Source organism: Faecalicatena orotica (genome assembly GCF_003149245.1).
Lineage (GTDB): Bacteria > Bacillota > Clostridia > Lachnospirales > Lachnospiraceae > Faecalicatena_A > Faecalicatena_A orotica.
The window spans coordinates 109,128-122,777 of sequence record NZ_QGDL01000016.1; the positions used below are offsets into that span (position 1 = coordinate 109,128).

At 42.2% G+C, this 13,650-nt stretch carries 13 protein-coding genes; 7 read left to right on the forward strand and 6 right to left on the reverse strand.

All coding sequences use genetic code 11. The features are described from left to right. Positions 1-11: 11 nt before the first annotated feature. The 4 genes from A8806_RS21910 (at position 12) to A8806_RS21925 (ending at position 5,514) form a co-directional block, all read left to right on the forward strand. Positions 12-1,475 carry an alpha-L-fucosidase gene (locus tag A8806_RS21910; RefSeq protein WP_109733308.1) on the forward strand — a complete coding sequence of 488 codons (1,464 nt, stop codon included), beginning with the start codon at positions 12-14 and terminating at the stop codon, positions 1,473-1,475. A 27-nt stretch (positions 1,476-1,502) separates the two neighbouring features. Then, entirely contained in the window at positions 1,503-2,825 is a 1,323-nt protein-coding gene (locus tag A8806_RS21915) for an alpha-L-fucosidase (RefSeq protein WP_109733309.1), read from the forward strand. Between the two features lie 108 nt (positions 2,826-2,933). Then, positions 2,934-4,178, forward strand: a complete 1,245-nt coding sequence (locus A8806_RS21920; RefSeq protein ID WP_109733310.1) for an alpha-L-fucosidase — start codon at positions 2,934-2,936, stop codon at positions 4,176-4,178. Between the two features lie 298 nt (positions 4,179-4,476). Next, positions 4,477-5,514 (forward strand): LacI family DNA-binding transcriptional regulator, encoded by a 1,038-nt coding sequence (locus A8806_RS21925; protein WP_242996226.1) that lies wholly within the window; start codon positions 4,477-4,479, stop codon positions 5,512-5,514. A 14-nt stretch (positions 5,515-5,528) separates the two neighbouring features. On the opposite strand, the gene A8806_RS21930 is transcribed toward A8806_RS21925, so the two are convergent. Beyond that, the gene (locus A8806_RS21930) at positions 5,529-6,536 is read right to left on the reverse strand and encodes a LacI family DNA-binding transcriptional regulator (protein WP_109733312.1); all 1,008 of its coding nucleotides are present in this window, start codon (positions 6,534-6,536) and stop codon (positions 5,529-5,531) included. A 180-nt stretch (positions 6,537-6,716) separates the two neighbouring features. On the opposite strand from A8806_RS21930, the gene A8806_RS21935 reads away from it, so the two are divergent. After that, positions 6,717-6,980, forward strand: a complete 264-nt coding sequence (locus A8806_RS21935) for a GIY-YIG nuclease family protein (RefSeq protein ID WP_109733313.1) — start codon at positions 6,717-6,719, stop codon at positions 6,978-6,980. 75 nt (positions 6,981-7,055) lie between these two features. Here the strand turns inward: A8806_RS21935 and A8806_RS21940 are convergent, their stop codons facing one another. From A8806_RS21940 to A8806_RS21955, 4 genes are all read right to left on the reverse strand, one after another. Further along, the gene (locus tag A8806_RS21940) at positions 7,056-7,760 is read right to left on the reverse strand and encodes a hypothetical protein (protein WP_109733314.1); all 705 of its coding nucleotides are present in this window, start codon (positions 7,758-7,760) and stop codon (positions 7,056-7,058) included. A gap of 428 nt (positions 7,761-8,188) precedes the next feature. Next, entirely contained in the window at positions 8,189-8,725 is a 537-nt protein-coding gene (gene rbr / locus A8806_RS21945) for a rubrerythrin (protein ID WP_109733315.1), read from the reverse strand. Between the two features lie 234 nt (positions 8,726-8,959). Then, a complete protein-coding gene (locus A8806_RS21950; RefSeq protein WP_109733316.1) occupies positions 8,960-9,502 on the reverse strand; it encodes an NADH peroxidase in 543 nt (180 codons plus the stop codon). A 193-nt stretch (positions 9,503-9,695) separates the two neighbouring features. After that, positions 9,696-10,091, reverse strand: coding sequence for a Fur family transcriptional regulator (locus A8806_RS21955; RefSeq protein ID WP_109733317.1), 396 nt, complete (start codon positions 10,089-10,091; stop codon positions 9,696-9,698). A gap of 521 nt (positions 10,092-10,612) precedes the next feature. Between A8806_RS21955 and A8806_RS21960 the strand changes: the two genes are divergently transcribed. Together A8806_RS21960 and A8806_RS21965 are read left to right on the forward strand one after the other, a co-directional pair. After that, a complete protein-coding gene (locus A8806_RS21960) occupies positions 10,613-11,719 on the forward strand; it encodes a C40 family peptidase (RefSeq protein ID WP_109733318.1) in 1,107 nt (368 codons plus the stop codon). Between the two features lie 852 nt (positions 11,720-12,571). Next, a complete protein-coding gene (locus tag A8806_RS21965; protein WP_109733319.1) occupies positions 12,572-12,781 on the forward strand; it encodes a DUF1858 domain-containing protein in 210 nt (69 codons plus the stop codon). Between the two features lie 126 nt (positions 12,782-12,907). Here the strand turns inward: A8806_RS21965 and A8806_RS21970 are convergent, their stop codons facing one another. Then, the gene (locus tag A8806_RS21970; protein ID WP_109733320.1) at positions 12,908-13,630 is read right to left on the reverse strand and encodes an adaptor protein MecA; all 723 of its coding nucleotides are present in this window, start codon (positions 13,628-13,630) and stop codon (positions 12,908-12,910) included. Positions 13,631-13,650: the final 20 nt, after the last annotated feature.

Here is a 13,650-nt window from a genome sequence, read left to right on the forward strand (position 1 = left end):
AGGATGGTGCTATGAATAAAAAAGATTACTTAAAGCAGATAGAAGATGTAATTGCAAACGGTCCCTATGCCGATACATGGGATTCACTCTGTGAACACCCAGTCCCTAAATGGTATGAAAAAGGCAAATTCGGTATTTTTATCCATTGGGGTGTCTACAGTGTGCCTGCATTTGGAAATGAGTGGTATCCGAGAAATATGTATGTCAAAGGTTCGAAAGAAAATCTCCATCATGAGAAAACATATGGGACCCTCGATAAGTTTGGCTATAAAGATTTTATACCGATGTTCCGGGCAGAAAAATTTGATCCCCGGGAGTGGACGAAACTGTTTTTGGAGTCAGGGGCAAAGTTTGTTGTACCTGTTGCGGAGCACCACGACGGTTTCCAGATGTACGACAGCGATTTTTCTGACTGGAATGCAGTAAAGATGGGACCGGAAAGGAACGTACTGGAGGAATTAAGATGTGAGGCGGAAAAGGAAGGAATTGTATTTGGCGCATCTTCCCACCGCGCAGAGCACTACTGGTTTTTCAACGGCGGACGCCGGATTCCGGAATCAGATGTGAACAATACAGAGTATGAAGAATTATATGGGCCGGCGATGGGGGTTACCCGGGATATGAGCAATATATATGACAATCCCCCGTCAGAAGAATTTATGCAGGACTGGCTGGTCAGGACATGTGAGCTGGTTGACAGGTATCAGCCGAAGCTTCTCTTCTTTGACTGGTGGATCCAGCAGTATGCCTGGAAACCATATTTACGGAAATTTGCTGCCTATTATTATAACAGGGCAGAGCAGTGGGGCGCAGAAGTAGCTATCGATGCGAAGTTTGATGCCTATGTTTATGGAAGTGCGGTCAATGATCTGGAGAGAGGACAGCTGGATCATATTACCCCGGATTTCTGGCAGGATGATACATCTGTTGCGAAGAATTCCTGGGGATATACCGTGGGAAATGATTACAAAGACCCTTCTGATATTGTACTTGATCTGGTGGATGTGGTAAGCAAAAACGGTGCGCTGCTTCTGAATATAGGACCGAAATCGGACGGAACCATCCCGGATGAAGATGCCCATATTTTGAAGGAAGTAGGAAAATGGCTGAAGGTGAACGGAGAGGCCATATATGGAACGAAGTACTGGAAGATATTCGGTGAGGGACCTACAGACGTTCCGGAAGGACATTTTACCGACACGACAGGAAAAAATTATACGTCCAGAGATATCCGGTTTACGAGCAGGGGAAACCATATCTATGCAATTGTAATGCGGTGGCCGGAAGATGGAAAGGTATCAATTGAATCTCTGGGAAATGACTACAAATATTTGAATTCAACCATCCGGGATATCCAGATACTCGGGACAGACCACCATCCGGAATTCAGCAGGAACAAAGAGCTGGACATCGTGAGCGGGTTACAGGTGGATGCCGGAAAGATGCCGGTTGTTTTGAAACTTACCATTGATTAATGAGCGTATTACATATGGAGGGTAATTATGGCGGATAAGCGTTATACAGGAAGCTGGGAATCAATTCAGAAGCATGAAGTGCCAAAGTGGTATGATGATGCAAAATTTGGTATTTTTATTCATTGGGGAATCTATTCCGTTCCGGCATATGCGCCGCATACGTGGGAACTCGGGGATGCCCAGGTAACTGACTGGTTTTGCAACAACCCCTATGCGGAGTGGTATTATAATTCTGTTAATGTGGGACGCGGGCCGGGTTATGAACATCATGTGGAAAAATACGGGGCGGATTTTAAATATGAAGACTTTATCCCCATGTGGAAAGCGGAAAACTGGAACCCGGATGAGTGGGCACGGATTTTTAAGAAGGCAGGTGCACAGTACGTCGTCCTGACGACAAAACATCATGACGGTTTCTGCCTCTTCCCGAGTAAATATACGGATTTCAATTCTGTGAAAATGGGTCCGGAAAGAGATATTACCGGAGAACTGACTGATGCGGTCAGGAGTGCAGGCATCCGTATGGGATTATACTATTCAGGTCTGATTGACTGGCAGTTTGCAAATGACCCTATTTTTGATGATGATGACCTTTTTGGAACGGCAAGTCCTACTTATGCATATGCTGATTTTTCCTATAACCAGATGAAAGAACTCATTGATAAATATGAACCGAGTGTACTGTGGAACGATATCGGCTGGCCGAAGCAGAGCGAAGAGGCGATGCCATACCTGTTTGCACACTACTATAATAAGGTCAGAGACGGTGTAGTAAATGACCGTTTCAATGGAAAACACTATGATTTTCTGACAAAAGAATATCAGGTGGGGGAGATGGACAGGAGCCAGAAATGGGAAATGTGCCGCGGCATGGGATTATCCTTCGGATATAATGAAATTGAAGGGGACGACCAGCTGATCACGGTGCCAAAGCTCGTTAACCTGCTTGTATCTACGGTAGCCAACAACGGAAACCTTTTACTTAACATAGGGCCAAAGGCAGACGGAACCATCCCGGCAGAACAGGTAAGAAGGTTGGAAATTCTGGGTGAATGGCTTTCGGTTAACGGGGTAGGAATTTTTGGAACCCACCCAAGTGACAGGGAATCTGAGATTCGAGAAGACGGGATGGAACTTCACTATACAAGGAAAGATCATGTACTGTATGTTTTTGCAGATGGGCTGAAGGATGGAGTAAACGAATTCCTTATATCAGATTTTCACGGGAACCTCAGACCTCTTGATGAGCGCCTGCAGATTGAGACAATACCTGCCGGTGATGGGCTGCTTGTCAGGACAAAAAATTATCAGGCCGGAATGTATGCTATCGGGCTGACATCAGAAGGATAAAATAGTATCTTAAAGCGGGTACTGTAAGTGCGGATATTTACGGGACAAAATACGTTTTGTCCCAGTATTATATTCAGTTTAGTAGTAAAAGAGAGAGAGGACTAACATATGTATGACACAAAACAACAATGGTTTAAAGATGCTAAATATGGTTTGTTTATGCACTGGGGATTATATGCGCTGCTTGCCGGTGAATATAAAGGGGAAAAAACAGACCGTATTGCCGAGTGGATCATGAACTATCTGAACATACCAGTGGAAGAATACCGCAAATTAGCAAAGGAATTCAATCCGCAGAACTTTGACGCAGATGAAATCGTACGCAGGGCGAAAGAAGACTGGGGCATGAAATATCTGGTCTTCACCTCCAAACATCATGAGGGGTTCGCAATGTTCAAGTCAGAAACAACACCGTACAATTCTGTAGACGCATCTCCCTGCCACCGCGATTTTGTAAAAGAGCTGGCCGACGCCTGCCATAAATATGACATGAAATTTGGTTTGTATTATTCTCAGGCACAGGATTGGGATGACCCGGATGGGTTCATGCAGACAAAAGAAAACAGCCATAAAAATTTCCAGAGATATCTGGACGAAAAATGCAAACCGCAGCTTCGGGAAATATTAACACAGTACGGAGAAATTGCACTGCTCTGGTTTGACACACCTATGGGTATTACTAAGCAGCAGACGCAGGAACTGATTGATCTGGTAAAATCCTTACAGCCAAATTGCATTATCAGCGGCCGTGCGGGAAACCATATGGGCGATTATATGACAACAGGAGATAATTTCATACCGAGACTTCCATACGAAGGAGACTGGGAAGTTCCGGCAACCCTGAATGACACATGGGGCTTCAATAAATACGATCACAACTGGAAAAAAGCAGATGACATCATCCGCCTGCTGCTGAAAATCAACAGCAGGGGAGGGAACTACCTGTTGAATATCGGTCCCGACGCCGACGGAAACGTGCCAAAAGAAAGCATTGAGATATTAAACGAAGTAGGAAAATATGTAAAAGAAAATGCAGAAGCAATCTATGGCACGAAACGCGTGGCCCTGTACCATTACGAATTAGAGTGGGCACAGTTTACTTCAAAAGACTACAAACTATTCGTACATGTCCTTCAGCCCCGCATGCGCGTGGAAGTCATAAACATCGCTAATCAGGTGAAACGGGCATACATCGTCAGAGATGGAAGAGAACTTGAATTCACCGTAGGAAAAGTATGCGAAGGCGACGGATATATAGAAGTAGAACTTCCGGAAGATATGCAGGAACAAAAAAATTACGCAGTCTGTATTGAAATGGAAGAAAAAGAACCAATTTTCGAAGAAATCCAGTAAAAAAATACTAATACGATGAATACCGCCGACAAATGCAAGAGTGCCAGTTGCATTCTCGTTAAGCCGTCTGATCCGCAGGCCTTTTAGTCCTGCGGATTATTCATGTTTTAACCTTTGTTTTGATAAAAAACTGTAATTTCGAAAAGACGCATCCGTGAGGAGCCATCCTCCCTCCCACAGAAAGCTGGTTTATCCAGACAGAAAGTTCGTATGCTTGGAGTGTTGGTCGGGCAGGCGTATTGCGAAATCATTTTTTTGATTGTATAATGGTGTATAGATTTATGGAGAATAGGGGGAAATGATGGCTGTTACGATCAAGGATGTTGCCAGGGAGACGAATCTTGCGATATCGACTATTTCTAAATATATGAATGGGGGTAATGTGCGGGGTAAGAACCGTAAGCTGATAGAGGAAGCTGTGCAGCGGCTTGGGTACCGGCCGAATAATGCAGCCCGGGGGCTGAGGAGCTCCCGGAGTTTTTTAGTTGGCCTGATTCTGGACGGTTTGGATAATCAGTTTTTTTCACCCATTGCTTCTCAGATTACAGAGAGGCTGAATGAACAAGGATATCATGTTATTGTATGCTGCCATAGGGATAGTATTAAAAAGGCGAGGAAATCAGTAGATTTTATGCTGGAAAATCAGGTGGACGGAATGATTCTCCTTCCGCTTTCAAGTGATGAAGATTATTTGGAAAGTGCCAGAATAAATCGTGTTCCGGTTGTGACATTAGACCGGCTGGAGATGCCGGATTTTGATATGGTAGGAAGCAATGCAGCCGTTGGCAGCTATAATGCTGTTGAATATCTGATACAGCAGGGGCACAGAAAGATTGCGGTCTTATCCGGGACGGATAAGAAGACGGGTGGACTGAAGGCCGGACAGGAGAGGCTGAAAGGATACAAACGGGCGCTGGAGGACTATATGATTCCTTTGAAAGAAGAGTATATTGCCAGTGGCGATTTCAGCTTTTCATCGGGGTATGAAGGGATGAAACGGATATGGCAGCTTAAGGACAGGCCCACTGCTATATTTATTTCTAATTACAATATGACACTAGGGGCAGTTACGCTGCTGCATAATCTTGGTATTGCGATCCCGGAAGAACTTTCTTTGGTATCATTTGATGATTTGGAATTTTCCGAATTATGCCAGCCGAACCTGACAGCAGTCAGGCAGCCGGCCGAAGAAATTGCAAAAGAAAGTGTGGATTTGCTGCTGAAAAGAATGCAGGGTGACTACACTAATTTTCCGGAATACAGGAAATTACCTGCAAAACTGTTTATCAGAGATTCTGTCAGGGCAATCAGCCGGAATGCAGAAACTGCCACTTAATCAGGGGGAGGTTTTTAAGAAATATCCTTTACAGAATCACGCTCTATAAATTGTGCTTTCACATAGGATACCTGAGGAAAATCTTCCCAGTCTCCCCTCATACGTTTCAAAAGCAGACGGCCGGCTTCCTTCCCGAGTGCTGGAAAGTCCTGCAGCATGACTGTGATAGGAGGGTGGATAGCTGAAAATATCTCGTCATCGTCAAAAGTAACCAGAGATAAATCATCCGGTATACGAAGGTCATACTTATGAAGCAGCTGAATACAGGCCATGATATAATAATAATTCAGTGAAAAAACAGCAGTGGGTCTCTCAGGGAGTTCCATCATTTTCTGAAAGAGCTGCAGGCCGGACTGGGCATTGTATGTCCCATTATAAACGATCTGGTGATCTTCTGATATGCCGTGCTCCAGACAAGCCTGGCGGAATCCCCTGATCCGTTCCATTGCAGTGTAGCTGTCTGCGGGACCGCCGATAACACCGATTCTTTTATGTCCATGCTGTATAAGATAAAGAGTCATTTCATAGGCACTCTCATAATTGTTGGATGTTACAGAGTCGAGGGTACATGTCTTTAAAATCTGGTCGAGGAATATGCAAGGGATATTTGCCTCCTGCATCAGCTGTATAAGATTGCTTTTTTCTATATTTTCATCTACCATAATGCAGCCTTCAGTCTGAATGCTCAACAACTGCTGGTATGTTTCAGACTGGTCAGTCTTGGAGGGATTATAAGCCATCACAATGGTGGAATAATTGTGTTTTTGCATATATTCTTCGATATAGGTGGTAATGGAACCCCAAAAATAATCACTGAAAGATGGCAGGAGAATTGTAATCGTATTACTCTTTTTGCTGCGAAGCCTCTGGGCACTCCTGTTTGGGATATATCCTAATTTTTTAATACTTGCTTCAATTGCCATTTTATTTTCAGGAGCAATTTTTTTCCCGTTTAAATATTTGGATATGGTGGCCGGTGAAAGACCGGTGTCTTTTACGATGTCTTTAATTGTAGCACTCATTCTAAAGACCTCCCTTTTGCTTAGTCAAACCGAAAATTCACAATCCGTTTTGCTGCCTGCATTTAGTATAATATTTGAAACGAAAAAAATCAATCGAAGAAGTGAATCGTATGGACAATGCTACTGTTTAAAACGTGCCGTGCACAGTAACTGGACAATAATTTAAAGGAAGAGATAAATATGAATTTTACTTATATACTGAGATGCAATGATGGAAGTCTGTATACCGGCTGGACAAATGACCTTGAAAAGCGGCTGGGTGACCATAACGCAGGGAAGGGCGCTAAGTATACAAAGGGCAGGAGACCCGTGGAACTGGCCTATTATGAGATTTATGAGACAAAGGAAGAAGCAATGAAACGGGAATATGCAATCAAGCACCTTACCCGGGAGCAGAAGATGAATCTGCTCCATATGGGGAAAGGTAAGGATAAATGTGAATAAATAAAAATATTAACCAATCATACTTAAAACCATAAATATAAACTGCAGGCCGCTGTTTACAGATCTGCCTGCAAATTAATTGCTTCTGTTCCGTACCTGTTGAATATAATCCTGAATATCCTCTTTCTTCAAGTGAAATTTCTGGTGTAGTTTTTCACAGACGGTGGATTCTCCATACCCGTCTTCAAGCAGGATTTCAACAAAAAGCAGGATATCATTACGGGTGACTTCTTTAGTGACTTTGTTGGTGACTTCTTTAGTGACTTTGTTAGTAACTTCTATGGTAACTTTATTTGTAACTTCTTCAGTAACCTCTTTAGTGATTTCTTTAGCAATTTCCTTAGTAGCCTTTTCCAGGTCCTCAGCCCATAATTCATGCAGTGCTTCGCACATTGATCTCGCCTCCTCCATTGCCGCGGGGTTAGCCCGCACTATTAAATCCATAGCAGCCTGATAGAGTCTGGAATCTTTATGCTTTTCATAGTCTTCAAACAGAACATTCAGATTCTGGTCAGGCTGTAAGTCTGTACGCAGACTGCCCAGCCATCGGTTCTCTTCCGGACTTTTATATTCGAAGATATTATGTCCCTTTAATAATCGGCCCATATTCTTTTTCAACGGTTCAGAACCATTTTTTTTAATGACCAGTGCATCAATCCTCATGGGCATCTTGTTTAATTCCAACTCGGAAAGAAAAATAAGACGGTCAGCCTCCTCTCCAAAGTCAATCTGCATGGCGGCAATAAATGCCGGATGCCATTGCAGCCTTTTATCTGTCATGTACTGCACCTCCATTATAGCATGTGAAATGTACGGAGTATATCTGTTTGTGACTTAAAAATGTGCATTACTGTTCGCTGATATGACTATTTCAGGTCATCTGGGAACAATAATCCACTGACAGTCCTGTAAACAATAATCTTTTTTATCTGTTGCAGCTTTATTCAATTGTGAAATACAAATCTGGATTTTTTGACGAAAGTCAGAAAATATAATATTCCGGAAATAAAGATTTGTATGGTCAGAATACCATTTCGGAAAAACAATTTCAATGTGTTTATTGTTGAAAAATAGGGGTATATTGTTGATACTTTAGAAGTTAGATTTGTGGAAATGTATATTAGTTTATAAAAACGACCATGCATGAACAGAAATGTTCATGCATGGTCGTTTGTTATTTTGATCACGCCTAAAGATATGGCCCGTATTTAGTAGTTTTCGGCTTTTCTTTCGAAGTAAGCACGTGGATGTGCACATACCGGACATACTTCAGGAGCTTCATCACCCTGGTAGATATATCCACAGTTTCCACATTTCCATCCAAGAGGAGCTTCATCTTTGAATGTCTGTCCAGCACGGAAGTGGTCAAGAAGTCTCTGATAGCGTTTTTCATGAGAAGCTTCTACTTCTGCAACACCTCTGAATTTAGCAGCCAGTTCTGTGAAACCTTCTTCTTCAGCCTCTTTAGCCATGCGTGCATACATATCTGTCCACTCATAGTTCTCGCCTGCAGCAGCGTCTGCCAGGTTCTCTTCTGTATTACCGATTCCGTGGAATTCTTTGAACCACATTTTTGCGTGTTCTTTTTCCTGGTCAGCAGTCTCTAAGAAGATGTTTGACATCTGTACATAGCCAGCTTTTCTTGCAGCGGATGCATAGTATGTATACTTATTGCGTGCCTGTGATTCTCCTGAGAATGCCTCCATAAGATTCTGTTCTGTTTTTGTTCCTGCGTACTTAGACATAGTGTAAATCCTCCTTTATTTTTTGGTGCTTCTGACGGCAGTGCCGCCGGTTCGTCCACGAGGCATTCCGTTTGGAATGACTACTTTATGGATAAGTTTATTATACCATTATGAACATATGTTTCAATAAAAATTAGATAAAATGTGGATAAATTTTCCATGTAAGAGTAAATGACCTGCAAAGGAGGGGAAACTCCAATGCAGGTATTTACATATGAATCCTATTATTTTGGATTAGCCGAAGTATCTCTTTAACAGACCCTCGAATGCTTTTCCGTGGCGTGCTTCATCTCTTGCCATCTCGTGTACTGTATCATGGATTGCATCCAGGTTAGCAGCTTTTGCACGTTTTGCAAGGTCAAACTTACCAGCTGTAGCTCCGTTCTCAGCATCAACTCTCATCTCCAGGTTCTTCTTAGTGCTGTCTGTAACAACTTCACCTAATAACTCAGCAAATTTAGAAGCATGTTCTGCCTCTTCGTAAGCAGCTTTTTCCCAGTACAGGCCGATCTCAGGATATCCTTCTCTATGAGCAACTCTTGCCATTGCAAGATACATACCTACTTCTGAGCATTCTCCTTCAAAGTTAGCTCTTAAATCAGCGATGATGTCTTCGCTTACGCCCTGAGCAACGCCTACAACATGCTCTGCAGCCCATTCTCTTTCACCTGTCTGCTCTTTGAACTTCTCAGCTGGTGCTTTACAGATTGGACATTCTGCCGGTGCTGCGTCTCCCTCGTGAACATAACCACATACTGTACATACAAATTTTTTCATAATTTAAATCTCCTTTTCTTTTTATATAATTTTTTATTTTGCTTAGCCGATAGACCAGTAAGGTCCGGCAATAATTTATTTTAATATAGGAAGTAATCTTACTTCCTATATTAATCACATGGTAAATTTGAAAATCTCTCATACAGTCTGGCTGCATGGATTGTGTGGAACGTGTTATAAAGGGGTTCCTTCCTTATGACTTTTGGATGCAGTCACCGCATTTTCCGTAAAAAATTGTGGTACTGGATTCTATAATACCGTCGAAGTTTTCGGCAGCTGCTTTATTGACCTGTTCGATATTCTTCATATCCAGGTCCAGATCCAGAACCTTTCTGCAGCTGGTGCAGAAAAAATGATTGTGCGGCTGGATATTTCCATCAAATCTATCTCCGCCGTCGGGGGCCGGAATCTTAATCGCTTCTCCAATGTCAGTCAGCAGGTTTAAATTCCGGTATACGGTACCAAGGCTGATGTTCGGAAACTCTTTCTTCACATGCAGGTAAACCGTATCGGCAGTGGGATGTTCTTTCGTCATCGCCAGATAACTTTTGATGCATTCTCGTTGCCGACTATACTTCAAAGCTGCCAATGTAAACCTCCTTTCAATCTGTAAAGTAATAATAGTAATTGTTACTGTAGTTAGAATATAATACATAATTACACAAATGTCAATACTATTTTAAAAAAAAGTGAATTTTTTTTCGTCGGTAAACAAAGGCCTTAGAAAATGGATATTCCTATATTTCTATTATAGAAGCTTTCAGACATATATGGATGAAGATTTTGTGAAAATTAAAAGTTTATAAATATCTATATAGAAAGAATAGAACTGATAAAATGTTACAAAATAATTAACAAATTGGTTGATAAAACTTTTTTAAATAATGGAATATAAAGGAAACTGTCGAACTATGTAGCATGAAAACGCTTGAAAATATGTTGACACATCGGAAATAGGTTGCTATAATAACATCGTAACAAAAGTTAACAATTATGTAACATTTAGAACTTCCTACAAAAGATAAAGACACTTGAACCCAGGGGAATCAATTCATTACCCCACGGGTAGATTTGCAGCAAAGCTGCAAGAAAGGCTTAAGGAGGTTTTATATGAAAGCAGCACGTATGAAGCAGAAATTGATTCTTTCTGCTTTAGCAGGAGCGATTGTGGTTCCGGGGAGTGTAATTACGGTTAAGGCCGCGGACAGCAGTGAAGAAAATGTTCCGGTCATTCCGGTTGCAGGAATCGAATCGATAGTAAAAGAAAGCTACCAGACAAATGTAAAGGAGAACATTAATCTTTATCTGGTACAAAATAGCGAGGGTGAGTATTTAAATATGGCATTTTCTAATGTGAGTGACTATGCTTACATTAGAAGTGCCCCGGATGAAGCAAGTGACTGGGTCGGCAAGCTGTATCAGAATTCAGCGGCCGAGGTACTTGAATATAATGAAGGCTGGACAAAGATCAGGTCCGGTTCGGTAGAAGGCTATGTGCCTGCCGACTGTCTGCTGACAGGGAGCAGCGCCGAGGCACATGCCACAGAATATGAACAGAACCAGGCAACAGTGAATGCCGATCTTCTGAATGTCAGGGACGGGCAGGGAACCGATGCCGGAATACTGACCCAGATTACGGCGGGTCAGCAGTATGAAGTAACAGGTGAAGCTGTTAACGGATGGTATCCTGTAAAAGTAGGAGAAACAAATGGATGGGTATGTGGTGACTATATAGATGTACAGAAACAGTATGCATATGCTGAATCCAAGGAGGAAGAGGAACAGCGCATCGCACGCGAAGAAGCTGCAAAGCAGGCCGAGGAGGCCCGCAGACAACAGGAAGCCCTGGAGGCGGCTGCGATCAAGGATCAGGCGGCCGGTGGACAGGCAGTCATTGATTATGCGTGCCAGTTTATAGGAAACCCCTATGTATGGGGCGGAACAAGCCTCACAGAGGGCGCTGACTGTTCCGGATTCGTACAATCCGTATATGCAAACTTTGGAATCAGCCTGCCGCGGACAACATGGGATATGGAATCTGTAGGGACGGCAGTTAATTATGAGGATGCAATTCCAGGCGATATTGTCTTATATGATGGTCATGTGGGCCTGTATATGGGAGATGGTAACATCGTCAACGCAATGAACGAGTCAGACGGCATCGGAATATGCAGCGCAACTTATGCACCGATCATAACGGTGAGGAGAGTATTATAATATAGATTATGAAGGCACAGTATTGGGGAGAAATCAGGAAACTGATAATACTGTGCCGGACAAATAGAATAATGAAAGCTGCACTGAAAAAAATATTTTTCTGGTGCGGCTTTTTTAGTGTATTCTTCCACTTTGGATAAGAAGATACATAGTTCGACAAAAATAATTTGGCAAGCAAATGTATTTGTTCAGACATTATGGAAAGATATAGGAAAAAAGCTCGGATTTTGCAGGAAATGTGAAAAGGATGGCATAGACAAAGTGCACAAAAATGTAAAATAATGTCGAAAGTGTGGAAAAAGAAGTTTTCAACTTATCCACACTAAATTCCAAAAAAAACGTGGAAAAATATAGTTTTTAGCAAAGTTATCCACATTATCCACACAAAAACATGTGTTTTATGTGGATTACTTTTCTAAAAAAAAGAACGGACGTTTTGTTCAGTTATTATGAAATTAATTTTTTGTCGAAAAAAATCAGCAAAATGATTGACTTTTGAGTAGTCAAAAATTGAAAATAATTGTGCGAACAATTCAGAAAATTGTCTCGAGATGTATCTGATTTCTGCTTAGGTTTTATGACTTTAGATCAGATGTATTATAAGATATTATGTAACTGTTCAGTACAGGACTGTGCATTTACTGCACAGTCCGTACGAAAACGTAGAACAGCCAGAAGCAAGCCCCATCGCCAAAGACGATTTTCATGGGCTTGCGGTGTAACTGTTCATGGTTCTGAACAGTTACTTATATTTTAGACATTAATATACAATAAATTTGCATTTTAGACGGTTGATTATTTAAAAAATAGGGACTATAATAAAAAGCACTAATAATGTAAGGAGGAAAAGAAATGTCCAAAATTTCTAAAGATACGACAATCGGAGAATTATTACAGATTTATCCGGACGCAGCACCTATTTTAATGGAGATTGGCATGCATTGCCTTGGATGCCCGTCTGCACAGATGGAGTCTCTTGCAGAGGCGGCTATGGTGCATGGTCTTGATTCCGACCTGCTTGTAGAAAAGATCAACGCTTCTATGAATGCAGCCGGTGTATAATAGTTACTGCTTACAGGCGTGCCAGTGAACCGTAACGTATCATAAAATATGACCGCATGTGGCGTTATCCACATAAAAATCCCCGGGAGGTTATGCCTTCCGGGGATTTTTATAAAACTGTTTACCTTATACAGAAGCAAGCTTCTGCACAGCATTTGCGGAAATCATGATATCGCAGTGCTCCTCAAGAAATGCAAGGGTTGCACCGGAAGCTTTTTCCAGAGATCCATATTCGGAAAGCATATTACATATCTTATTGAACTCCTTGTTGGAATGGCCTGACTGTGTCAGGGCCAGGATATATAATTCATTCTCCGTATCATGGTAAAGTGTATTGGAGCCGTGGTATACAGGTCCAAGAAGATGGGCGACCTGGATCACACGATCCATGCTGTCAAAAGAGAACAGGCGCACATTAAACGGCGCAGGCGCGTCGGCAACAGTGGATGATGCATCCTTTGTGTCAGCGGCAGCCTCCTTTACCTTGTTAAGCAAATTCAGGAATTCCTCTGCCCCTTCCAGCTTCTCCAGAGTCTCAGGTACGACGGAGTCTGCCTCCCCCAGTGGTGTAAACTTGGAAAACCTGGTATCTAATTCTTCAGGATCTTCTACCTTTGTGATGATTAAAACGATAGAATCCGCTGAAGCAGGAATTGCTTCTATCATCAAAGGGATGTCTTCTGCCTCAAAGCCAAAGTCGAAAGACGCCTGCTGCATCATATCTCTAAAAAGAGATTTAGCTTTTTCCGTGCCGTAGGCAAGCTCGCTTAATTTCAGGTGGCGCGCTGCCAGATCGGCACGTGTCAGTGTACAGCGAATCTGATTGTCGTTCAGTTTTTCGATTTTCATATAATCACATCCTCACGAAT